At 65.5% G+C, this 22709-nt stretch carries 21 protein-coding genes; 8 read left to right on the forward strand and 13 right to left on the reverse strand.

Annotated elements, in window-relative coordinates:
* Window positions 1–225: 225 nt before the first annotated feature.
* The 7 genes from phbB to ACTIFP_RS15050 all read right to left on the reverse strand — a co-directional run bounded on the left by phbB (window position 226) and on the right by ACTIFP_RS15050 (window position 8150).
* Window positions 226–948: an acetoacetyl-CoA reductase gene (phbB, locus tag ACTIFP_RS15020; RefSeq protein ID WP_439569512.1), complete on the reverse strand. Its 723-nt coding sequence runs from the start codon at window positions 946–948 to the stop codon at window positions 226–228.
* Between the two features lie 97 nt (window positions 949–1045).
* The gene (locus tag ACTIFP_RS15025) at window positions 1046–2602 is read right to left on the reverse strand and encodes a DUF1963 domain-containing protein (RefSeq protein ID WP_439569513.1); all 1557 of its coding nucleotides are present in this window, start codon (window positions 2600–2602) and stop codon (window positions 1046–1048) included.
* A 92-nt stretch (window positions 2603–2694) separates the two neighbouring features.
* Complete coding sequence (gene hemH, locus ACTIFP_RS15030; protein WP_439569514.1) at window positions 2695–3690, reverse strand: ferrochelatase; 996 nt, start codon at window positions 3688–3690, stop codon at window positions 2695–2697.
* A complete protein-coding gene (locus ACTIFP_RS15035) occupies window positions 3687–5975 on the reverse strand; it encodes a molybdopterin cofactor-binding domain-containing protein (protein ID WP_439569515.1) in 2289 nt (762 codons plus the stop codon). Before ACTIFP_RS15035 ends, hemH begins: the two co-directional genes overlap by 4 nt.
* A 163-nt stretch (window positions 5976–6138) precedes the next feature.
* Window positions 6139–6735 (reverse strand): hypothetical protein, encoded by a 597-nt coding sequence (locus ACTIFP_RS15040; RefSeq protein WP_439569516.1) that lies wholly within the window; start codon window positions 6733–6735, stop codon window positions 6139–6141.
* Window positions 6732–7154: a CoA-binding protein gene (locus ACTIFP_RS15045; RefSeq protein ID WP_439569517.1), complete on the reverse strand. Its 423-nt coding sequence runs from the start codon at window positions 7152–7154 to the stop codon at window positions 6732–6734. The genes ACTIFP_RS15040 and ACTIFP_RS15045 overlap by 4 nt, the downstream gene beginning before the upstream one ends.
* A 6-nt stretch (window positions 7155–7160) precedes the next feature.
* A complete protein-coding gene (locus ACTIFP_RS15050; protein WP_439569518.1) occupies window positions 7161–8150 on the reverse strand; it encodes an Mrp/NBP35 family ATP-binding protein in 990 nt (329 codons plus the stop codon).
* Window positions 8151–8240: 90 nt separating this feature from the next.
* Between ACTIFP_RS15050 and hflK the strand changes: the two genes are divergently transcribed.
* The 4 genes from hflK to ACTIFP_RS15070 all read left to right on the forward strand — a co-directional run bounded on the left by hflK (window position 8241) and on the right by ACTIFP_RS15070 (window position 12375).
* Window positions 8241–9413 (forward strand): protease modulator HflK, encoded by a 1173-nt coding sequence (hflK, locus tag ACTIFP_RS15055; RefSeq protein WP_439569519.1) that lies wholly within the window; start codon window positions 8241–8243, stop codon window positions 9411–9413.
* The gene (hflC, locus tag ACTIFP_RS15060) at window positions 9413–10264 is read left to right on the forward strand and encodes a protease modulator HflC (protein ID WP_439569566.1); all 852 of its coding nucleotides are present in this window, start codon (window positions 9413–9415) and stop codon (window positions 10262–10264) included. Before hflK ends, hflC begins: the two co-directional genes overlap by 1 nt.
* Window positions 10265–10391: 127 nt before the next feature.
* Window positions 10392–11885, forward strand: a complete 1494-nt coding sequence (locus ACTIFP_RS15065) for a trypsin-like peptidase domain-containing protein (RefSeq protein WP_439569520.1) — start codon at window positions 10392–10394, stop codon at window positions 11883–11885.
* A gap of 121 nt (window positions 11886–12006) precedes the next feature.
* Window positions 12007–12375: a VOC family protein gene (locus ACTIFP_RS15070; RefSeq protein WP_439569567.1), complete on the forward strand. Its 369-nt coding sequence runs from the start codon at window positions 12007–12009 to the stop codon at window positions 12373–12375.
* A 464-nt stretch (window positions 12376–12839) separates the two neighbouring features.
* Here the strand turns inward: ACTIFP_RS15070 and ACTIFP_RS15075 are convergent, their stop codons facing one another.
* Window positions 12840–13856: a MipA/OmpV family protein gene (locus ACTIFP_RS15075; protein WP_439569521.1), complete on the reverse strand. Its 1017-nt coding sequence runs from the start codon at window positions 13854–13856 to the stop codon at window positions 12840–12842.
* Between the two features lie 204 nt (window positions 13857–14060).
* On the opposite strand from ACTIFP_RS15075, the gene ACTIFP_RS15080 reads away from it, so the two are divergent.
* The 3 genes from ACTIFP_RS15080 to dxs all read left to right on the forward strand — a co-directional run bounded on the left by ACTIFP_RS15080 (window position 14061) and on the right by dxs (window position 17159).
* Window positions 14061–14891, forward strand: a complete 831-nt coding sequence (locus ACTIFP_RS15080; RefSeq protein ID WP_439569522.1) for a hypothetical protein — start codon at window positions 14061–14063, stop codon at window positions 14889–14891.
* Window positions 14888–15112 (forward strand): hypothetical protein, encoded by a 225-nt coding sequence (locus ACTIFP_RS15085; protein ID WP_439569523.1) that lies wholly within the window; start codon window positions 14888–14890, stop codon window positions 15110–15112. Before ACTIFP_RS15080 ends, ACTIFP_RS15085 begins: the two co-directional genes overlap by 4 nt.
* Before the next feature lie 118 nt (window positions 15113–15230).
* Window positions 15231–17159, forward strand: a complete 1929-nt coding sequence (dxs, locus tag ACTIFP_RS15090; RefSeq protein ID WP_439569524.1) for a 1-deoxy-D-xylulose-5-phosphate synthase — start codon at window positions 15231–15233, stop codon at window positions 17157–17159.
* On the opposite strand, the gene ACTIFP_RS15095 is transcribed toward dxs, so the two are convergent.
* Window positions 17156–17419, reverse strand: coding sequence for a type II toxin-antitoxin system RelE family toxin (locus ACTIFP_RS15095; RefSeq protein ID WP_439569525.1), 264 nt, complete (start codon window positions 17417–17419; stop codon window positions 17156–17158). The two genes, dxs and ACTIFP_RS15095, sit on opposite strands and share 4 nt — an antisense overlap.
* Window positions 17403–17621 (reverse strand): type II toxin-antitoxin system RelB family antitoxin, encoded by a 219-nt coding sequence (gene relB, locus ACTIFP_RS15100; protein ID WP_439569526.1) that lies wholly within the window; start codon window positions 17619–17621, stop codon window positions 17403–17405. The genes ACTIFP_RS15095 and relB overlap by 17 nt, the downstream gene beginning before the upstream one ends.
* A 100-nt stretch (window positions 17622–17721) precedes the next feature.
* Here relB and ACTIFP_RS15105 point away from each other — a divergent pair, with 100 nt between their 5' ends.
* Window positions 17722–18390 carry a hypothetical protein gene (locus ACTIFP_RS15105; RefSeq protein WP_439569527.1) on the forward strand — a complete coding sequence of 223 codons (669 nt, stop codon included), beginning with the start codon at window positions 17722–17724 and terminating at the stop codon, window positions 18388–18390.
* A 58-nt stretch (window positions 18391–18448) separates the two neighbouring features.
* Here the strand turns inward: ACTIFP_RS15105 and ACTIFP_RS15110 are convergent, their stop codons facing one another.
* From ACTIFP_RS15110 to ileS, 3 genes are read right to left on the reverse strand one after another with little or no spacing between them, the layout of a single operon-like run.
* Window positions 18449–18868, reverse strand: a complete 420-nt coding sequence (locus tag ACTIFP_RS15110; RefSeq protein ID WP_439569528.1) for a DUF3035 domain-containing protein — start codon at window positions 18866–18868, stop codon at window positions 18449–18451.
* 26 nt (window positions 18869–18894) lie between these two features.
* On the reverse strand, window positions 18895–19416 hold the full coding sequence (gene lspA / locus ACTIFP_RS15115) for a signal peptidase II (protein ID WP_439569529.1): 522 nt from the start codon (window positions 19414–19416) through the stop codon (window positions 18895–18897).
* Complete coding sequence (gene ileS / locus ACTIFP_RS15120; protein WP_439569530.1) at window positions 19413–22661, reverse strand: isoleucine--tRNA ligase; 3249 nt, start codon at window positions 22659–22661, stop codon at window positions 19413–19415. Before ileS ends, lspA begins: the two co-directional genes overlap by 4 nt.
* Window positions 22662–22709 lie beyond the last annotated feature (48 nt).

Consider the following 22709-nt stretch of genomic DNA (forward strand, 5'->3'; position numbering starts at 1 on the left):
CGTAAGGGCGCCTAGCCCGAGGGGCATCTTGACTTCGCTCGATGCGAACGGGTTTTCTGTTAGATGGCGCGTTAGCGGCGACGGCAAAGCCGCCGCTATGACGTCAGACGGGCTCGGCCGGCCTTGGAGCCGTCCGCCCCGCTGGCCGTGCCGGGCCGTGGCTTCGCCACCGGTTGCCAGCTTGCCGTTCGCTGCGCGAACGCCTTCGCTGGCGCCCTCGGCCCGTCAATACATATGCTGCCCGCCATTGATCGACATCGTCGAACCGGTGACGAACCCGGCATCCTCGCTGCACAGGAACGCGACGCCGCGCGCGATTTCGTCGGCCTGGCCGAGGCGCCCGACGGGGATTTTGGCGACGATCTTTTCCAGCACCGGCGCGGGCACCGCGGCGACCATGTCGGTGTCGATATAACCCGGCGCGATCGCGTTGACGGTGACGCCCTTTTTGGCGCCTTCCTGCGCCAGCGCCTTGGTAAAGCCATGGATGCCCGATTTCGCCGCGGCATAATTGACCTGGCCGTACTGGCCCGCCTGGCCGTTGATCGATCCGATGTTGACGATGCGGCCCCAGCCGCGCTCGATCATGCCGCCAAAAGTCGCCTTCGCCATGTTGAAGCAGCCGCCCAGATTGACGCGCATCACATCGTCCCAATCGGCGTAGCTCATCCGGGCGAGGGTGCCGTCGCGGGTGATGCCGGCGTTGTTGACGACGATATCGACGGGCCCGAATTCCTCGGCAATGCGGGCGCAGCTATCGAGGCACGCCTGATGGTCGCCGACGTCCCATTTCATCGCCGCGATGCCGGTGCGGTCGGTAAAGGCCTTCGCCTTTTCGTCATTGCCGCCGTAATTGGCGATGACGGTGACGCCCTGTTCCTGCAATTTTAGGCTGATCGCCTCCCCGATGCCCCGGCTGCCGCCGGTGACGATTGCTACGCGTGCCATGAATCAAGCTCTCCCACACAATTATTGCGCCAGACTAGGGCGCGGTGCGGGGCGCCGCAAGTTTACCGAAACGTCAATCGCAAAGCTATTCAGGCGGCTAGTTGCTCACTTGGACGCGCAGCCTGGAAAAGTCGCCAACCGCCAGGTCGCTCTTGTCGATCGTGACCACCAGATTGTCGCAATCGCCGAACATCCGGCTCATCAGCCCGCTGGTCGGCAGTTCGAGCAGCACCGCGTCGCGGTCATCGTCAAAATCATGGACATAGCGGAAGGGTTCATGCCCGATTGCCGCCATTTCGCGCGCCGCCAGGTCGTGCCAATAGGGTTCGTAAAAGGCGCGCATCGGCGCCGACAGGCTGTTCGGATTGGCGCACCATGCATGTTTGGCGCGGTCGAACAGGATCGTCTGATAATCATGGACCCACAGATTGGCGTCGGCGCGGTGCGTCGTGAGCGGCAAGGTGATCGTTTCGTGCGTCTCGGCCCCGGTCTCGGGGTCGATGCGGTGCAGCGCCTTGGCCCAATGGATCGCGTGCAGCGCCGCCATCACCGCGGTCGCATCGCCCGCCGAAAACGCTTCGTGCGCCGCGCTGTCGTGGACGATGGTGATGATCTCTTCGGCGCGGGTGCGTGCTTCGCGGTTGATCGCGGCGCGCTGTTCGATCTCGGCGACCGCGTCGGCGCTGGCGCCCGGCGGCGGCGCACCGTCGGTCATCAGCCGGTCGAGCCGCATTTCGAGCAGCGCCGCCATCGCGGTCATGCTGCCCCAGTCAAAGGGGTGAAAGGCGGGATCGGCGATGTCGTAGCCGCGCTCGTACAGCGCCGATCCCGGCTCGTTCGGATCGGCCTCGACGCGCGGATCGGCGTCGCCGGGGCGCACCGCGACCAGATCGACCGGCCATTCGGGAAAGGCGCGCACCGTAAAGGGTTCAAGGTCGCCGAAACGCAGGCCGCCGTGCGGACCGAACCAGCCGTCGGGGTCGTCGAGCGCCAGCGGCGGCGGCACTGCGACATCGGCATCGCGCAAATGCACGACGCGCATCTGATAGCCGCGGCGATGGATGAAAAAGGCGAGCGCCCCGTCGCGCGGCCCCAGCCCACCCCACAGCGCGGGCGGCAGGCTGGCACAGTCGATCTGGGCGAGGAAGTCGGCGGGTTCGCCGTCGATCTGCGGCCAGTCCATGCCGCCGGGTAGTCGCGGCCGGCCGCCGAGCCAGCTGGTGGTCAATATCGCGTCGCGCGGCGGGATTTGCGGTACGAGGCGGAGCGTGACGGCTTCGATCTCGGTCTTGGCGATCCGATGCGCTTCGTCTTCGACCTCGGACGCCAATGCTTCGAGCGTCGCCTCGACCGCAGCGGTTTCGCTATCGGGCGCGGGGATTTGTCGATAGTCATAGTCGGTCTCAGCTTGCGGTTCGAGCGGCGCCTTGCCGCTGACCCGGGCGAGCCGCGATGCCGAGATTTCGACCGGTTCGACCTCGGCCTTCGCCTTGCGCGACAGCTTGGGCATCCGGCTTTCACCCGGTTCGCGGGGCGCGCGCGGCGCGGCAGCGGCGGTGCGCGGACGGCGCAGCCACCAGATAGCAAAGACGACCGCCACAAAGACCAGCGTGACCCCGGCGAGCATCAATGCTGCCGATTGGACCTCGTTCATGGCGTATCTCCAAATTGCAGCGATCGGACCGTTTCGGCGCCGCACCGGAGCAATCTAGCGCATGGACCTAAACAGTTGGTAAGCGTCGGAGATTAAAGCCAGCCCGCCAGCTCGCGGCGCACCAGCGCCTCCAGCATCGCCATGCCGGGGGCTTCGGCGTTCAGGCACGGCAGGTAGGCGAATCGCCCGCCGCCTGCGGCCGCGAACTGTTCCTTGCCGCGGATCGCCAGCTCCTCGCGCGTTTCGAGGCAATCGGCGGAAAAGCCGGGGGCGAGGATCGCGACGCTCTGTCCTGCTTTGCCCAAGGCTGCGAGCCGGGTGTCGGTCGCGGGTTCGAGCCATTTGGCGCGGCCAAAGCGCGACTGAAACGCGACCTCTATCGGGCGGCCCATCGCCTCGGACAGCAATCGTGCCGTCTTGCGGCACTGGCAATGATAGGGATCGCCCAGATGCAGCGTGCGTTCGGGCATGCCGTGAAAGCTGGCGAGCAGCACGTCGGGGGCGAAGTCGAGCGCCGCCAGCCCCGCCTCGGCCGAAGCCTTGAGCGCGTCGATATAGGCCGGATCGTCGTGATAGGGCGGCAGGTAGCGCAAGGTCGGTTGCCAGCGCAGGGTCTTCAGATGATCGCCGGCCGCATCGACCACCGTCGCGGTCGTCGCGGCGCAATATTGCGGATACAGCGGCGCGATCAGGATGCGCTGGCACCCCGCCGCGACCAGCGCATCGATTGCGGGGCCGATCGCGGGTTTGCCGTAGCGCATCGCATAGGCGACGTGCACTTCCTCGCCGAATACGCCCTGCAACGCCGCGCTTTGCGCGCGGGTGATCGCGGCGAGCGGTGAGCCTTCATCGGTCCACACCTGGGCATAGGCGTGCGCCGATTTCCTGGGCCGGGTGGTCAGGATGATGCCGCGCAGGATCGGCTGCCACAATAGCTGCGGGATTTCCACGACGCGGCGATCGGACAGGAACTGGGCCAGATAACGCCGCACCGACGGCGGATCGGGGGCTTCGGGGGTGCCGAGGTTGATCAGCAGCACACCGATGCGCCGCGCCGCGACGGGCGGATGATCGGGGGGCAGGGTCAAAGCGGCTGCCCCGACAGGGGCAAGCGGCGGATGCGGCGGCCGGTTGCGGCGAACATCGCATTGGCGATCGCAGGCGCGACGACGGGCACCGCGATTTCGCCCAAACCGCCGGGTTCGCGGTCGCTGTCGACGAATTCGACCAAAATCTGCGGAGTCTGCGACAGCCGCGGCAGGCCAAGCTGGCCCAGCTTGCGCGCGGTGGCAACGCCTCCCCTGTAGTCGGTGGTCGCCCCGACCGCGGCGGCGAGGCCGAAGATCAGCCCGCCCTCGATCTGTTGCCGCGCGACCGCCGGATTGACGAGCCGCCCGGCGTCGACGACCGCGACCAGCTGTTCGACCTGCAACCCCTTGTCGCTCTGCTGCGCGGTCGCCATCAGCGCGATATGGCTGCCGCGCATGCTGTGGCACGCCAGCCCCTGCGCGGTCCCCGACACGCCGCCTTCCCACCCGCCCAGGCTGGTCGCGGTGAGCAGGCAGCGCGCGAGCAGCGGCGCATCGCCGAGCATCGCCATGCGATAGGACAGGCCGTCGGTCCCCGCGCGCGTCGCCATTTCGTCGACGAAACATTCGGTGAAAAAGGCAGTGTAGCTGTCGGCATTGCCGCGCCAGCGCCCGGTCGGCAGCCCGATGTCGGCAGGGCAATGATCGATCGCATGGTGCGGAAAGGCGTAGCTGCTTGCGGCGCCCTCGACCGCGGCGGCGTCGGCGCGGCCCACCGCCTCGCGCTGTGCGACATCGGCGGGGACATTGTCGAACAGCCGCGCGCGCACCTCGTGGTTGGTCGGCGGCACGGCGATTCGCGTCACCAGTGCGTCGATGCCGCCTGCGGCGTTGAGCGTCGCGCTGAGCCGCGCCCGCGCCGGGGCGCGCGGCGGCAGGCGCATGATCTCTTCGGCGCGCGACCAGGCGAGCTGGACCGGCCGCTTCACCTGTAGCGCGATGATCGCCGCCTGCACCGCGGCGCTATGGTCGAGGCAGGCGTCGAACGAGCCGCCCGCCATCATCGGGAACAGGATGACATCGCCCGCCGCCAGTCCGGTCGCGCGCGCGATCGCATCGCGGCACTGCGCGGGCGCCTGCGTCGCGGTCCAGACGCGCAGCCGCCCGCCGTCGGGGGCGGCGGTCGCGGTGCGCGTTTCGATCGGCGCGTGAAGGGCAGGGGCGACGGCATATTCGGCGACGATTTTGGCGCGCCCGATCATTGCTTCGGCGACGTCGCCGGTATGCGATATGCGCGTGCCGCCGTCGTTCAGCGCCTGTTTCAGCGCCGCGTCGATGCGGGTCGTGGAAATCGGCGTGCCGGCGGTTTCGAACACCGGCGCCAAGCGGTCGAGCGCGCGGTTCGCCGCCCACCAGTTGCGCGCGACCGCAGCGACCCAGCGGTCGTGGGTGACGACATGGAGCAGGCCGGCGGAGGCCAGGCCGCGTTTCCGGTCGATGCTTTTCAGCCGCGTCGCACCCAGCGGCCCTTGGCGGATCGCGGCGAACACCATGTCGGGCAGGCGGATGTCGCCGGCAAAATTGGCCGACCCGTCGATTTTGGCGGGCAGGTCGAGCCGCGTCAGTTCCTTGCCGTACAGGGGGTCGCCGCTGCTGGCGCGGTACACGGGCTCGGCGGGCGGTTCGAGCAAGGCGGCGGCGGCGGCAACCTCGCCGAAGCGCAGCTTCTGCTTGCCTAGGATGACAAAGCCATCCTGCGTATCGCAATCTTCCCAATCGGCGTCCCAGCGCGCCGCCGCCGCCATCATCAGCAGCGCGCGCGCCTGCGCCGCGGCGGCGCGGCACGGTCCCTCGAACATCCGCACCGACGAACTGTTCGCGGTCAGCATCACCGCGTGGCGCACCGCCCACTCGCGCCGCGCCCAGCTGCGCACGTCGGACACAAAATCGGGGACACCGGCGCGCGGGGTGAACAGCCCGCTATCCTCGTCGACCAGCAGGGTGTTGGTGTAGAGCGGGTTGATCGGGGCGGTTTCGACCGCGATCGTCCGCCAGTCGGCGCCGAGTTCGTCGGCCATGATCTGCGGCAACAGCGTCGTGACGCCCTGCCCCATCTCGCATTGCGGGACGATGGCGCTGACGTGCCCGTCGTCGCCGATCTTGAGAAAGGCATTGAAGACATGCTCGTCGGGGGCGGCGGTCAGATTGGGTTGATAGTCGCGCGGCCACAGGCTCCACGCGATCGCCAGCCCGCCCGCGGCGGTGGCGCCGACCAGCATCTGGCGGCGGCTGACCTGCGGCAGGCGCGATTTGTTTTTCAGAGCCGTGTCACGAATGCCCACCATCGCCGATGCTGATAAGCGGGGCGAGTCGCGAGGGCAAAGGCTTTTGGTGCGGGGCTGTGCCGAATCCCGTTCGTCATTGCGAGCGAAGCGAAGCAATCCAGGGCGGGTTACGCCACCCTGGATTGCCGCGTCGCCTGCGGCTCCTCGCAATGACGGAAGAGGGCTACCACCCCCACGGCGCAGGCGGCGGGGCGACCGGCTGGCGGTAGTCGAAGGTCACGCGAAAATCGCGGTTCTCGCGGTTCAGGCCATAGGTGAAGCCCTCTGCCGTGGTTTCGACCGACCAGATGTTGGTGTTCGACACGCTGCGCCCGGTGCGGGTGAACAGCGCGATCGATTCGGCATCGACCGGGAAAGTCTGGCGCGTGGCGGTGCCGCGATCGGTGGTGTCGCCGCCATACATCGTCAGTTCGTCCTTGCCGCCGTCGGCGTGGCGATGGTCGTGTTTCAGGCGCAGCCCGGTGGCGGTGCGGGTGATGACCCAGGTGCGCGAGCGGTCCCAGCCGCCGTCGGGGCCGACGCCGTCGATGTGGAAGGGGATTTCGATGCGGTCGGGCGTACAACTGCGAATGTGCATCACCATCGCTTTGCCGCGCATATCGGCATCGGCGTCCTGATTGCTCGCAAGCTGTCCGGCATAGGCTTGGCCGCAGCGCGCGGTGAGTACGGCGAAAAACGCGTCTTGCGGCTTGGCGGGAACCGGAGTCGAGGCACAACCGGCCAGTGCGGTCGCGGCGAGCAGCGCCAGCGCGGCCTTCACCGCAGCAGCCCGAGCCGCGGAATCTCGATCTTGGGACAGCGGTCCATGACGACCATCAGCCCCGCTGCATCGGCGCGCTTCGCCGCGGCGTCGTTGATCACCCCCAGCTGCATCCACACCGCCTTGGCACCGTGCACAATCGCTTCATCGACCGCCGCCCCGGCGTCGTCGCTGTTGCGGAAAATATCGACGATTTCGGCGGGCGGTTCGACATCGGCCAGCGTCGCGACAACCGGGGCGCCGTGGATCGTCTTGCCGGCGTGGCCCGGATTGACCGCGATCACGTCATGGCCCTGGCGAAGCAGGAAGGCGAGGATCTCGTTCGATGCGCGCGCCGGGTTGGGCGAGGCGCCGACCACCGCGATGCGGCGTTTTTGCCCCAGCAGGTCGCGGATTTCACCTTCGTCGTTGATCGCCATGTCGCTTTACCCCTGTTTGCGCGCTTGCAGCCACGCGGCGACCTTTGCCGCTATCGCATGGAACGGCTCGCCCGCCGGGTCGGTTCCGGCGGCGGGCGGGACGCCGCCGTCGCTGGCGAGGCGGATGCCCATCGCCAGCGGGACGCGGCCCAGAAAATCGAGCCCCATCACCTTGGCCGCGGCCTCGGCGCCGCCGCTGCCGAACGGATCGCTGACCTCGCCGCAATGCGGGCAGGCATAGCCAGCCATATTTTCGACGAGGCCGACGATCGGCACCGCCGCCTGTTCGAACAGGCTGACCGCGCGCGTCGCGTCCATCAGCGCCAGATCCTGCGGGGTCGACACGATCACCGCGCCCGCGGGCTTGTGTTTCTGGATCATCGTCAGCTGGACGTCGCCGGTGCCCGGCGGGAGATCGACGATCAGCGTGTCGATGTCGCCCCAGCTCGCATCGACCAGTTGCTCAAGCGCCTTGCCCGCCATCGGCCCGCGCCAGGCGATCGCCTGCCCCGGCGCCGCGATCTGCCCGGTCGACAGCATCGGCACGCCATAGGCGTTGGGGACGGGGATCAGTTTCGACCCGCGCGATTCGGGTTTCACATGCTCGCTGTCCATCAGGCGGGGTTGTGAGGGGCCATAAATGTCGGCGTCGACCAGCCCGACCTTGATCCCGCGTCGCTGGAGCGCGACCGCCAGATTGGCGGCGAGGGTCGATTTCCCGACGCCGCCCTTGCCGCTGCCGACCGCGATGATCGTCATCGTCTTTTTCTCGGCCGTCATCGCGATGCGCACTTCGCTGACCCCCGCCTCGGCGAGCAGCCCCGCGCGCAGCTGGTCCTCCAGCGGCTGGCGATCCTCGGCCGCCAGCCCCGATACGTCGAGCACGACCGCCAGTAATCCCGCATCGTCGAGCAGGCGCAGGCCCGAGGTGCGCCCCTCGCTCAATTCGGCGGCGACGGTGGTCAGGCGGGCGATGGCGGCGCTGTGATCGGTCATGTCCGCGGCAGATAGGCATGCGCGGGTCAATTGCCAGCCATTTTCGCGGGCCCCCCTGTTAATCGCGCGCGCCGACCCTATAAAAGCGTTATGAACGATAATATCGACGGCAGCATCGGACGCCGCAGCCCCAGCGGATTGCGGCAATTTTTCGGGTCGATCCTTCAGATGACCAAGAGCCCGTGGGGCAGTGGTCCGGGCAAGGGCGACGACGACGGGGGCAAGGATGGCGGCGACGGCAAGCGCCCCGGCCCGCGCAACCCGTGGGTGACCCCCGATCCCATCGACATCAATCGCGGCCGCAAACCGCGCGGCCCTTCGGCGCTCGACGAGCTGCTGCGCAAGGGACGCGGCGGCTTTGGCGGCGGCGGCTCGGGCGGCGGCGGTCAGTTCAACCTGGGCGATTCGGCGAAATTCTGGAAATGGGGCGTGCTCGCCGCGGCGGTGCTGTGGGTGATTTTTTCGTCGTTCCACATCGTGCCGCCCGAAAAAGAAGGCGTCGTCACCCGCCTCGGCAGCTATTCGCGCACCGTCGGCCCCGGCGTAAAATTCACCTGGCCGGCGCCGATCGAGCGCATCCGGCTGGAGGACGTCCGCGCGATCCGCACCATGGCGGTCGGCTCGCCCAACGCGACCGACGAAAATTTCGTGCTGACCCGCGACCAGAGCCTGGTCGACTTGGCGTATGAAGTGCGCTGGTCGGTGCGCGATCCCGAGCTGTTCTTTTTCCAGCTTGCCGATCCCGAAGGCACGATCCGCGAAGTCGCCGAAAGCTCGATGCGCGCCACCGTCGCCAATTTCAACCTGACCGATGCGATCGGCCCCGGCCGCGTCGAGATCGAGGCGCAGGTCCAGCAACGCATGCAGGAACTGCTCAACCAATATCGCGCCGGCGTTGCCATCCAGGGCATCGCGATCCGCCAGGCCGACCCGCCGAGCCAGGTCGATGATGCGTTCAAGGAAGTCACCGCGGCGCTGCAGGAGCGCGAATCGGCGATCAACCTGTCGCGCGCCTATCAACAGCAGGTGCTCGAACGCGCCCGCGGCGACACCGCCGCCTTCGACCAGATTTACGAACAATATCGGCTGGCGCCGGGGGTGACCCGCAAGCGCCTTTATTATGAAACGATGGAGAATGTGTTGTCGAATGTCGACAAGACCGTCGTCGAAGCGCGCGGGGTGACCCCCTATCTGCCGCTCAACGAGGTCCAGAAACGGATTCCCGCCACGCCGCCCGCCGCGGCGACGAAGGGAGGCGAATGATGTTGAGTTCGCTGTTCCAGAACCCCGTGCGCCTGCTCGTCGGGGTCGTCGCGCTGCTCGTCATCCTGTCGCAGTCGCTGGCGATCGTGCCCGAGGACAAGCAGGCGCTGATCCTGCGCTTCGGTGAAATCGAACGCACCGTGAACCGCTACAAAGCGAATGAGGATTTCGGCAGCTCGGGCGCGGGCCTCGTCCTGCGGGTGCCGTTCACCGACGGCATCCAATATATCGACAAGCGCATCATGGGCGTGAACATGGAGCGCCAGCAGGTGCTGTCGACCGACCAGCAAAGATTGCAGGTCGACGCCTTTGCGCGCTTTCGCATCACCAATCCGGTGCGCATGTACACTGCGATCCGCACCGAGGAGCGGTTGCAGCAACAGCTCGCAACGATCCTGGGCTCGTCGCTGCGCAACGAGCTGGGCAAGCGCACCTTTGCGACCCTGCTGTCGCCCGAACGCGGCGCGGTGATGGACAATATCCAGGTCGCGCTGAACCGCGAGGCGAACAAATATGGCGCCGAGGTCATCGATGTGCGGATCAAGCGCGCCGACCTGCCCGAAGGCGCGACGCTGATCGCGGCGTATAACCGCATGCGGTCGGCGCGCCAGCAGGAAGCGACCGCGATCCGCGCCGAAGGGCAAAAGGAAGCGCAGATCATCCGCGGTAACGCCGATGGTGAAGCGGCGCGCATCTATGCCGCCAGCTTTGGCAAGGATCCCGAATTTTACGATTTCTACCGCGCCATGCAAAGCTATCGCCAGACCTTCCTGGGTGAAAACAACCAGGGCGGAACCTCGATCATCATGTCGCCCGACAATGAATATCTGAAGCGTTTCAGCGGCGGTTGATGCGGCCGGGCGCGACGGTGAATGGAACCGAAAGCGCCCGTTCATGTTCAATTGGCGTTCAGCCGCTGCGTCGCAGACCGCCGCGGCCGGGGTTAAGAGTTTTCCCAAGAGAAGAGGATTTTCGATCGTGCGTTATGTTTATGGCATCACTTCGGCCTTGCTGGCGGGTGGCACCGCGCTGGCGCTGGTCACCCAGTCCCCCGTCGGCGCGCAGGTTGCGCAAAACGAGCAGAGCGAAATCGCCAAGGTCGTGCCGCGGTCGGGCGCGCCCGAAAGCTTTGCCGATCTTGTCGAACAGTTGCAGCCCGCGGTGGTCAACATCTCGACCCGGCAGGAGGTCACACTCGGCACCCGCATCAACCCCTTTGCCGGGACGCGCGAGCCGATCACCCAGGAACAGCAGGGCGGCGGATCGGGCTTCCTGATCTCGGCCGACGGCTATATCGTCACCAACAACCATGTGATTTCGGGCGGCCCGCGCGGCGAGGCGGTCAATCAGGTCACGGTGACGCTGACCAACCAGAAGGAATATCGCGCGACGATCGTCGGCCGCGACGCCGCGTCCGACCTGGCGCTGCTCAAGATCGACGCGACCGGCCTGCCGTTCGTGAAATTCGCCAATGGCGGCACCGCGCGCGTCGGCGACTGGGTCGTCGCGATCGGTAACCCGCTCGGCCTCGGCTCGACGGTGACCGCGGGCATCGTCTCGGCATTGCAGCGCAGCATCGGCCAGTCCGGCGCCTATGACCGCTATATCCAGACCGATACCGCGATCAACCGCGGCAATTCGGGCGGCCCGCTGTTCGATTTGCAGGGCAATGTCGTCGGCATCAACAACATGCTGATTTCGCCGGTCGGCGCCAATATCGGCGTCAACTTCGCCATTCCGGCCGAAGCGGCGATCCCGGTGATCAACGCATTGCGCGCCGGCGAACGGCCGCAGCGCGGCTATCTGGGCATCGGCATCGCGCCGGTCGACGAGGATCTGGCGGCGGCGCTCGGCCTGCCCAAGGACCGCGGCGAATTCATCCAGCGCGTCGAACCCGCGCAGGCGGGCGAAAAGGCCGGATTGCGCCGCGGCGACGTGGTGACCAAGGTCAACGGCCGCGAAGTCACGCCGCAGCAGACGCTGTCGTACATCGTGTCGAACACCAAGCCGGGGACACGCATCCCGCTGGAAATCATCCGCGACGGCAAGCCGATGACGCTCAACGTCCTCGTCGGCACCCGGCCGCCCGAGGAGGAACTGGCCGGCAGCAACTTCGACCCCGAAGAGGAACAGGCGGTTCCCGAGGATCCGACCGGCGCCGCCGACAAGGCGATCCAGGAAGACCTCGGCCTGGCGGTGCAGGTGGTCACCCCCGACATCGCACGCGCGGTGGGGGTCGACGCCGGAACCAAGGGGCTGGTGATCGGCGCCGCATCGGCGAACAGCGACGCGGGCCGCAAGGGCCTGCGCCGCGGCGACGTGATCCTCAGCGCCAACCGGGTGCCCGTGGCGACCAGCGACGCGCTGGCCAAGGCGGTCGCGGACGCCAAGCGGGCGGGGCGCGATGCGGTGCTGCTCGAAATCCTGCGCCGTGGCGGCCCGTCGGCGTTCATCGCGGTGCGGGTCAAGTAAGACAGCGCATTCTGCCGGTCAAAACAGGGCGTCGGACTACGGGTCCGGCGCCCTTTTTTGCTTGACAAACGCACGCAATGTTCTTATTATGTTCTCTTGTTGACGAATCGGGAGGCGGATGATGATCGGTTATGTGACGTTGGGGACGAACGACCTTGCTAAGGCTGCCGTTTTTTATGACGCGATCGCCGCCGAGCTCGATACGCCGCGGATGATGGAGTTCGACGGCTTCATCGCGTGGGGCAAGCCGGGCGGCGCCGCGGGCATCGGGCTGACCAAGCCGTTCGACGGCAATGCCGCAAGCGTCGGCAACGGCGTGATGGTGGCGCTGGAGGCCAGGGACAAGGACCAGGTCCAGCGCCTCTACGACATCGCGCTCGCCAACGGCGGCACCTGCGAAGGCCCCCCGGGACCGCGCGGCGACACCTTCTACGCCGGCTATTTCCGCGATCCGGATGGGAATAAGCTGAATGCGTTCATCATGGGGTGATGCGCGGCGGTTTTGGGCCAGATGAAATTCGCGCAGGGAGCGCTGACGAGTCTTATATTGTTCACGCGCTGCCGCGCATCATGCAGGGCCTGGATCGCTTAGCCATTTCGCGGCGAGATGATCCACCTCGGCTTCAACTCCGCGACTCTGCGTGAATCATTTTATCTTCGCTGCGTGCTCTGCGGCCGCTGCGCGAATCTTCTCTCGATACGCCCTTTCGAAACACGGCAATTTCTGATCGTCTCTTGGTCATTCCTTCCGGATCGGCAGCGAATGGCTGAAATAGGGTCGCGAATGGGGACATGTCCTCCCCGCGGTTCGCCGCAGGGAGGTGGCAGCGCGAAGCGCTGACAAGAGGGGTCATGGCGCTGCCGCTGCTGCCCCTTTACCGCTCGCTTCGCGAGCGGTCCCTCTCCCATCGCTTCACGACAAGGAGAAGCAATGGTGGCAACCGCTCGAAAAAATCAAAACTGATACGCCAGCCCGCCGCCGAACAGCCATTGGTCGGCACTGCCAACGTCCTTCACGATCGGCGAATCGGCGAGGCGCGAGAGGAGGCGGCCATATTGGGCACCGCCGATCATCACGAATCCTTTGCGCAAATCGCCCGACAGGGCATAGGCGCCCGCGAGACCGAGGGTATATTTGCCCGCACCCGCCCTGGCGCCCGCGCCGGTATAGACGGGCAGGCCGCTGGCGGCGCTGCCGACCGGGTCGACGTCGTAATAATAGCGGCCAAAACCCTTGCCGTAGAAATTGACCGACGCCGACACCCCGACAAAGGCGCGTTTCGACAGCGGGGTGCCATAATCGATCGTCGGCGACGCGGCCCAGCTGCCGTGGCGGCCGGAGATGTCCTTGAGCGCGACGAGGCGAAAGCCGATCTGGTCATAATCGCTGGTGATCACTCCGGTGTGGGTGACGCCGGTGAAAAAGCCCGCCTCGACCGACAGCTTGCGCTTGCCGAGCGCCTCGACCTGCGGATCCTTGATGCTGCCGGTGCGGTCGGCGCGCAGGCTGATGATCGGGCCGAATTTGAAGTCGGTCTTTTGCCCGCGGCGGTGGCGGATCAGATCGACCTGAAGATTGGTGCCGCGGGTCGAAAAGGAATAGCCGTCGTAGCGACCGCGGATGTAAAAGGCGGGGAGCAGGCGGCGCTCGTCCGAGCCGTTGTAGTCGGGTGAACTGAGCACGCCCCCGGCGACCGAGATATAATTGCGCGACCATTTGCGTTCATCATCATCGTCGTCGCGCGCGGCGGGGAGCAGGATATTTTCGTCGATGTCGCCGGTATCCTGCCCATAGCGCGCCGGCAGCACGGGCTCGGCAACCAGCAGGGCGTCGCCGGGCGCGGGGATCGCGGGGGGCAGCGGCGCATCGGCGGCGGCCGCGGGAGCGGCAGCGAAGCCGGAAAAAGCGAGCGTGGCGAGGAGCGGGCCGGTCTGGCGAACCATGCGGAAGAGCGGCGTCAAGTCGGGCATACACATCCTATATTCTTGCCCCTCTTGCCGGGGGTGTAGGCGAAGGTCGAGATATTGCAAAGGCTTCGTCTTGCCGAAAACCGGTTTTGGCCGCATCGTGCCTTTCATGCATCACCGCGCCATTGCCGTTTCCCTATCGCGCCGCAGCGCTGTTGGTTCCCGCCGCGCGACACTTGGTCCTGCCCAAGTCATGCTGTCGCGCGCATGAACCTGTTCGGTCCGAAGCGGCCCTTGGCGGCAGACGAGTGGGAATGGCAGCTGGCAGGCTTTCGCTGGCTGCTCGAGGAGTTCGAGGGGCTCGACAAGCATCGCGTGGGCATACTCGCGACGCCCGACGGCGCCTGTTTTCCCGACAGCAAGCAGACCGGTGACGCGCGCGCCGCGGAATTGCTGGGCCAGATCATGACGATTGCGGACATTGCCGACTGGCCGGTGCGGCTGGTAATGGACGATGGCGAACCCGAATTGCGCGCGGTGTCGCAGATCCACGCGCTGACCCCTGAAACGGGCTGGGCGATGGGGACATTTCAGATCATTGAAGATGGCACGGGCGGCTGGCTTGCGGAGATTGTGGCAAGTCGCCAGCAAATTGGCAACGAGGCCGCGCTGGTAGCGACGCTGGCGCACGAGGTCGCCCATTATCTTCTCTCCAGCACCGAGCGGCCGGTACCGGGCGGCGAGGATTGTCATGAGCTGCTGACCGACCTCGCTGCCGTGTTCCTCGGTTTCGGCATCTTTCTTGGCAATGGTGCGCGTTTTAGCCGCCACACGCAGGGCGAACTTGGCACCCAATATGGCGGGTGGTTCGTTGCGGGTTCGCAAGGCTATTTATCCGAACGCGCGCTGATGACCGCGCTGGCGATCAGCGAGACGCTCGCGGGCCGCGACCCGATGGCGGCAGCGGCCTATCTCAAACCGCACCTTGCCCAGGATTTGAAGCAGGCTGCGCGCTATATCGCAAAACGGGACATTTTCGCTGATATTCGGGCGATCGACCTCAGTGAATATGGCGCGCCCGCGGCGGCCGGTGCATGAACCGCACCCCGCGCCTGATCGGTTATGCGCTGATGGCCATTGCGGCGGCGCTCGCGGTGGCGCTGCGGCGCGGGGCGATCGACAGTGTCGGGCCGTTTCCGGTCGCCGCGGTCGCGCTGTTGATCGGGATGGTCGGGGTCATGCTGGTGTTCACCGACCTGATGGTGCGCGGGCTTTATGCGCAGATCGGCGCAGCAAAGCGCGATGAAGGCGAGGATTAACCTCCCCTCCCGCTTGCTGAAGGGGCCAAGGGCATGACCGACCCGACGCTCGCAAGCGGGAGGGGATAAGATTGGCTTTTCGTTCGACAGTTTCGGCGGTTACCATTATGACGACGCGATGACCGATCGTCCGTCAACGCCGCTGCTCGACACGGTGGATGTCCCCGCCGACCTCCGCAAGCTGAAGCCCGAAGATCTCCGCCAGTTCGCCGACGAGCTGCGCGCCGAGATGATTTCGGCGGTCGGCACCACGGGCGGCCATCTGGGTAGCGGGCTGGGGGTGGTCGAACTGACCACCGCGCTCCACTATGTGTTCGACACCCCGCGCGACAAGATCGTGTGGGACGTCGGGCATCAATGCTATCCGCACAAGATCATCACCGGGCGCCGCGACCGCATCCGCACCTTGCGCCAGGGCGGCGGATTGTCGGGCTTCACCAAGCGCAGCGAGAGCGAATATGATCCGTTCGGCGCCGCGCACAGCTCGACATCGATCAGCGCGGCCTTGGGCTTTGCGATCGCCAACAAGCTGAAGGACGAGCCCGGGCGCGCGATCGCGGTGATCGGCGACGGGTCGATGTCGGCGGGCATGGCCTATGAGGCGATGAACAACGCGCAGCAGGCGGGCAACCGGCTGATCGTGATCCTCAACGACAACGACATGTCGATCGCGCCCCCCGTTGGAGGACTCTCGGCCTATCTCGCGAAACTGGTGTCGTCGCGGCCGTTCATCGAACTGCGCGAAATCGCGCGGCGCTTTGCGCGCAAATTGCCCGAGCCGCTGCACAAGGCGGCGAAAAAGACCGACGAATATGCCCGCGGCATGGCGATGGGCGGGACATTGTTCGAGGAGCTGGGCTTTTATTATGTCGGGCCGATCGACGGCCATAATCTCGACCATCTGATCCCGGTGCTGGAAAATGTCCGCGACAGCGACCATGGCCCGGTGCTCATCCACGCGGTGACGATGAAGGGCAAGGGCTATGCCCCCGCCGAGGCTGCCGCCGACAAATATCATGGCGTCCAGAAATTCGACGTCATCACCGGGCAGCAGGCGAAAGCGCCGCCGGGACCGCCCGCATATCAGAACGTCTTTGGCGAAACGCTGGCGAAACTGGCCGACAGCGATCCGCGCATCGTCGCGATCACCGCGGCGATGCCGTCGGGAACCGGGGTCGACAAATTCGCGAAAGCGCATCCGACGCGCAGCTTCGACGTCGGGATTGCCGAGCAGCATGCGGTGACGTTCGCGGCAGGGCTGGCGGCGCAGGGGATGCGGCCGTTCTGCGCGATCTATTCGACCTTCCTCCAGCGCGCCTATGACCAGGTCGTCCATGACGTGGCGATCCAGAATCTGCCGGTGCGCTTTGCGATCGACCGCGCCGGGCTGGTCGGCGCCGATGGATCGACGCATGCCGGGTCGTTCGACGTCACCTATCTGGCGACGCTGCCGAACATGGTGGTGATGGCGGCGGCCGACGAGGCCGAGCTGGTCCATATGACCTATACCGCCGCCGAATATGACGCGGGGCCGATCGCGTTCCGCTATCCGCGCGGCAATGGCACCGGGGTGCCGCTGCCCGAGGTTCCGGTGAAGCTGGAGATCGGCAAGGGGCGCGTCGTGCGGCACGGCAAGACCGTCGCGATCTTCTCGCTCGGGACAAGGCTGGCCGAGGCGCTTAAGGCCGCCGACACGCTGGAAGCGCGCGGGCTGTCGACGAGCGTCATCGACCTGCGCTTCGCCAAGCCGCTCGACGAGGAACTGATCCGCAAGACGCTGGCGAGCCATGAGGTGTGCGTGACGGTCGAGGAAGGCAGCGTCGGCGGCCTCGGCGCGCATGTGCTGACCCTGGCGAGTGACGAGGGGCTGATCGACGCCGGGCTGAAGCTGCGCACCTTGCGCCTGCCCGATGCGTTTCAGGATCAGGACAAGCCCGAGGCGCAATATGACGCCGCGGGGCTGAATGCGCCGCAGATCGTCGATTGCGTGTTGAAAGCGCTGCGCCATAACAGCGCGGGCGTCGAAGAGGCGGGGGTCCGGGCCTAGCGATACCCCTCACGACGATGGGCTAGCGTGAGGACCAGGACGACCAGCCGCTCATCATAGATGCGGACCACAATACGATAGTCGCCCACCCGATATCGCCACAGCCCTTTGAGACTTCCCGTCAGCGCTTTGCCGCGCTGGCGCGGATCTTCGAGGGCGGTGAGTTCCTCCAGATAGCGCGTAATGCGATCGGCCTGTTCGCGAGCAATTTTGCGAAAGGCGCGGCGCGCGCCGTCGTCGAGCTCAATCGTCCAGGCCAAGTTCTTTCCTCAGCTCGGCAAGGGAAATGGTTTTGGCGGGATCGTGTTGGCGCATCGCCTCTTCGGCGGCGGCGATATCCTCAATGTCCTCGATATATTCTTCGATCGCTTTTCGCGCGAACGAAGTTTTGGTGCGGCCAGCGCGCTTTGCTGCGTCGGCGAGCCGTTCTTCCAGTTCTTTGTCGAGGCGAATGGCGAGCATGTCACGACTCCTTCGCTATACATGTATAGCGAAGCCGGTCGGCAAACAAGATCGGAGCGCTATTTATGGACATTTGCCGTTTGCCGGCGGAGAAGGTTGCATGAACTTCTTCAACCTGCTGCAGTCGCTCGACGAGCTTTTGTACGAGGTGATGTCGTGGCTGGTCTTTTATCCGATGACCCTGTGGCGCACGCTGGTGCGGCCGCTGCAGATGATGGACTATTCGGACATCGAGCAGGGCGATGCCGAGGACCAGCAATATACCGACACGCTGTCGCCGCCGCTGTTCCTGCTGTTGTCGCTGATCCTCGTCCATGCCGCCGAACTGGCGCTGGTCGGCAATGATGCGGTGGTGGCGAGCAAGGTCGGGTTGTCGGCACTGGTCAGCACCAACACCGACCTGATCATGTTGCGCATCGTGCTGTACAGCCTGTTTCCGGTGCTGATGGCGACCCGGCTGGTGCGGGCGCGGCGGTTGCGGGTCGATCGCGACACGCTGCGCGCGCCCTTTTACAGCCAATGCTATGTCGCCGCGCTGTTGGCGATCATGCTCGGCAGCGCGGTGATCCTGATCAAGCTGGCGCAGGAGTGGGCCCTGATCGCGGGGGGCTCGCTCGCGATCTTCGGCTTCCTGTGGTTCGGCTTCCTGCAGACGGCGTGGTTCAACCAGCATCTGAAATGCGGGCGATTGCGCGCCTTTGGCCACGCATCGCGCGCGATGGTGGAAAGCCTGGTTGCAATGTTGCTGCTGTCGAGCCTGTTCAGCTGACCGCACAAAAGAAAACGGCCCGGAAAGCCGGGCCGTCGTCCTGAATTTGGCGGCGCGTTTACGCCCCCGGGATCGCCGCCTGCGCGTCGCGGCCGTCGCCTTCGGGGGCGGCCAGGATGTCGCGGACGACCAGGCCCTTGTCGACAACCTGCGTGTCGGGGCTGCCGACCTGGCTGCGGATGCCGGGGTCGGCGCGGGCGCCGTCGGCGCTGCTGATCACCGCGGCTTCATTGGGGCTGCGCGCCGAGGGGCCGCCGAACAGCGCGCGCAGCGTCTGTTCCGCGGTCGATTCGCCGCCGGGACGCGCGGTGCCGGGGGCGGGCGGGGTCAGCGCGAAATCGGGCGGCACGACGAGCGGCGCCTGACGCGACACCGCGAATTCGTCGGGGCGGTCGCGGCTGAACAGATTGTTCGACCCGCAGGCCGACAGGGTGGTAGCCAGAATCGAGGCGGCCAGGATGGCGGTGGTCCGGTTCACTTGAAATATACTCCTATGCGCCCCGTTTAATCGGAAGACGGCTTGCCGTCGGTGCTGGCCGCCTTGTCGCCCAAGAGCAGCGCGCGCGCAACCAGCAAAAGCACCCCGATCGAGATGCACGCATCGGCGACGTTGAAGATCAGGAACGGCCGGAAATCGCCGAAATGCAGGTCGGCGAAATCGACGACAAAGCCGTGGCGGACGCGGTCGACGATATTGCCGAGCGCGCCGCCGAGGATCAGCGCGAGCGCGATCACATCGCCGCGCGCCTTTTCGCGCGTCATCCAGATGCCGACCGCGGCGGCCACCGCGGCGGTCACCGCGACCAGCGTCCAGCGCGTCGTGTCGTTGCAATCGGAAAACATCGACAGCGAAATGCCGCAGTTTTCCGCCCAGGTCAGGTTGAAGATGTCGATGATCTCGATCTCGCGCTTCGCCTCGAGCGACAGCGGGGTGATGACGACCCATTTGGTCACCTGATCGAGGATGAAGGCGAAGGCCGCGATCAACAGGCCAAAGCGCAGGTGCGGCGAACGAGTGCTGGTCATGCGGGGTTCAATACCGTCTCGCAGCGATTGCACAAGGCGCCGTCCGCGGTGACTTCGGGGAGGTGGCGCCAGCAGCGACCGCATTTTTGGTCGGTGGTGGGGGTGACTCCGATACGTACAAAGTCAACGTGATCGTGCCAAAAGGTGTCGCCCAACGGATCAGCAATAGAAATTACCTGATCGCCAGACGCCGATTCCACGACATTCCACTTTTCTAGTTTCACATCTTCGACGATGCAAACCTCGGCGAAATTGATGGACCGCAGAAGTTCGAGATCAGCGTCGTGAAAGCAATGCACCTCGACGCGCGCGCCCAGACTGGATTTGATGAGCTTGTCACGGCGAAGAGGTTCAATTGCGCCCGAAACGGCCCAACGAATTTCGCGCACGCGCCCCCACTTTTCCTTCAACTCGTCATTCCCGCGGAGGAGGGAATCCCGCTCTGCGGCGATGCTGGAAGAAGCGGGATCCCCGCCTTCGCGGGGATGACGGAGGAGGGTGTCGAGGTTCGGCCACTCTAGCAAATGAACGCTATCCGCGTCGGGATAGCGCGTGCCCCACACTTCCTCAGCTGTGAACACCAGCACCGGGGCGGCGTAGCGCACCAGTGCGTGGAACAGCGTGTCGAGCACGGTGCGGTACGCACGGCGTTTGTCGGTGCCGAGCGGCGCGGCGGGGCCGATGTCGCAGTAGAGGCTGTCCTTGCGGATATCGAAATAGAAGGCCGACAGGTCTTCGTTGCAGAAATCCGAGAGCAGGCGCGTGTAGCTGTTGAAGTCGAAATCATCGACCGCGCGCGCGAGCTTGCCGTCGAGGTCGGCGAGCAGGCTGAGCATATAGCGTTCGAGTTCGGGCATCGCCGCGACGTCGGCGATACGCTCTTCGTCGGTGAAGCCTTCGAGCGCGCCGAGCAAATAGCGGAAGGTGTTGCGCAGCTTGCGATACTGGTCGGCGACGCCGGTCAGGATTTCCTTGCCGATGCGGTGGTCTTCGGTGAAGTCGACCGACAGCGCCCACAGGCGGAGGATGTCGGCGCCATAGTCGCGCATCAGGTCGATCGGGCTGATCGTGTTGCCCAGCGACTTCGACATTTTGAAGCCTTTGGAATCCATCGTGAAGCCGTGGGTCAGCACCGCCTTGTACGGCGCCTGTCCGCGCGTGCCGCAGCTTTCGAGCAAGGACGACTGGAACCAGCCGCGATGCTGGTCGCTGCCTTCAAGATAGAGGTCGGCGCTGTGGGTGCCGCCGTCGTGACGGACGAGCGCGGGCCATTTGCCGCTTTCGAGGACGAAGGCGTGGGTGCAGCCCGAATCGAACCAGACGTCGAGGATGTCGACGATGCGTTCGTAATCGGCGGCGTTGTAACTCTCGCCCAGATATTCCTGCGCGCGCGCGTCGTTCCAGGCGTCGACGCCGCCCTCGCGGACGGCGGCAACGATGCGGTCGTTGACGATCGGATCGTTGAGATAATGGCCGGTCTTGCGGTCGACGAACAGCGTGATCGGCACGCCCCACGCGCGCTGGCGCGACAGCACCCAGTCGGGGCGGTCCTTGACCATGCTACCGATGCGGTTGCGGCCCTTTTCGGGCACGAAGCGCGTGCGGTCGATCGCGTGCATCGCGGCCTGCCGCAATGTCGGCGCTGCGCAGAGATCCTCCTCGGCGGGGTTGATCGCGCCGCCTTCGGATTCCCAGCGCTGCTCGCGCGGCGCCTTGGGCTCGATGTGCGTCATCACCTTGTCCATCGGCACGAACCATTGCGGGGTGCAGCGATAGATGACCTTGGCTTTCGAGCGCCAGCTGTGCGGATAGCTGTGCTTGTAGTCGGCCGAAGCCGCGAGCAGGCCGCCGGATTCGCGCAGGTCGGTGCAGATCGGGCCGTCGGGGGCGGTAAACTTAGGGTTGATGACGCTGCCCTGGCCGCCGAGCCAGCCCCAATCCTCGCGATACTTGCCGTCGCCCTCGACTGCGAACACGGGGTCGATGCCGTTCGCCTTGCACAGGTCGAAATCATCCTCGCCGTGATCGGGCGACATATGGACGAGCCCGGTGCCGCTGTCGGTGGTGACGAAATCGCCGGGCAAGAAGGGGCGCGGGCGGTCGAAGAAGCCGCCGAGCGCGTGCATTGGGTGGCGAACGGTTGCGCCAATCAGTTCCTTGCCAAGAATTTCAACATCGCTGCCAGCAGAAACTGAGAAATCGAACGTCTCAAAGAACCTCACTGGATGAGGCGTAATGTCACTGAAATCGATGTGTTTGATGGCGTTGTTCATCCGTTCGATGAACGGATCGATCAAATCCTTCGCTACCAAATACGCGTCATTCATGATCTTGTAGCCGTGCTGACGCAGCCGACGAACAATGTCTTCCTCAGGCCAAGTCTCGTCGACAAGAACAGGGCGAGACACACCCAAGCGCAGGAATGAGTATGTGACGTTTGGATTGAACGCGATCGCCTGATTCACTGGAATCGTCCAAGGAGTCGTCGTCCAGATTACGGCCAATACTCGGCCACCCGTTGCCAACATGTATTCGATCGGCTTGCATTGGTGTGCATCGTCGATCTCGAACGCCACATCGATCTGCGTCGAGACGATATCCTCATATTCGATCTCGGCCTCGGCGAGCGCGGTCTTTTCGACCGGCGACCACATCACCGGCTTGGCGCCGCGATAGAGCATGTCGTTCGCCGCGAATTTGAGCAGTTCGCGGACGATCGTCGCCTCGGCCTCATAATCCATCGTGAGGTAGGGATGGTCCCAGTCGCCGCCGATGCCGAGGCGTTTCAGCTGCTCGCGCTGGGTGTCGACCCAATGCTGCGCATAGGCGCGGCATTCGGCGCGGAATTCCTCGACCGGCACCTCGTCCTTGTTGAGCTTTTTCTTGCGATATTGCTCCTCGACCTTCCACTCGATCGGCAGGCCGTGGCAGTCCCAGCCGGGGACGTAGGGCGCGTCCTTGCCCTTCAGTGTTTGCGTGCGGACGACCATGTCCTTCAGGATATGGTTGAGCGCATGGCCGATGTGCATGTCGCCATTGGCATAGGGCGGGCCGTCGTGGAGGATGAACTGGTCGCGGCCGGCGCGCGCGGCGCGGATCTGGCCTTCCAGATTGCCCTCGACCCATTTGGCGAGAATCAGCGGCTCCTTCTGCGGCAGGCCGGCCTTCATCGGGAAGTCGGTCTTGGGCAGGAAGACGGTGTCGCGGTAGTCGCGCTGTTCTGGGCTGGGCGTGCTGTCGGTCATGGGGGCGGCGCTTAGCGCAGATTTGCGTGGGAGCAAACCTCTGTCCCT

It is taken from the genome of Sphingopyxis sp., assembly GCF_051861155.1.
In the GTDB taxonomy this organism is placed as follows: Bacteria; Pseudomonadota; Alphaproteobacteria; order Sphingomonadales; family Sphingomonadaceae; genus Sphingopyxis.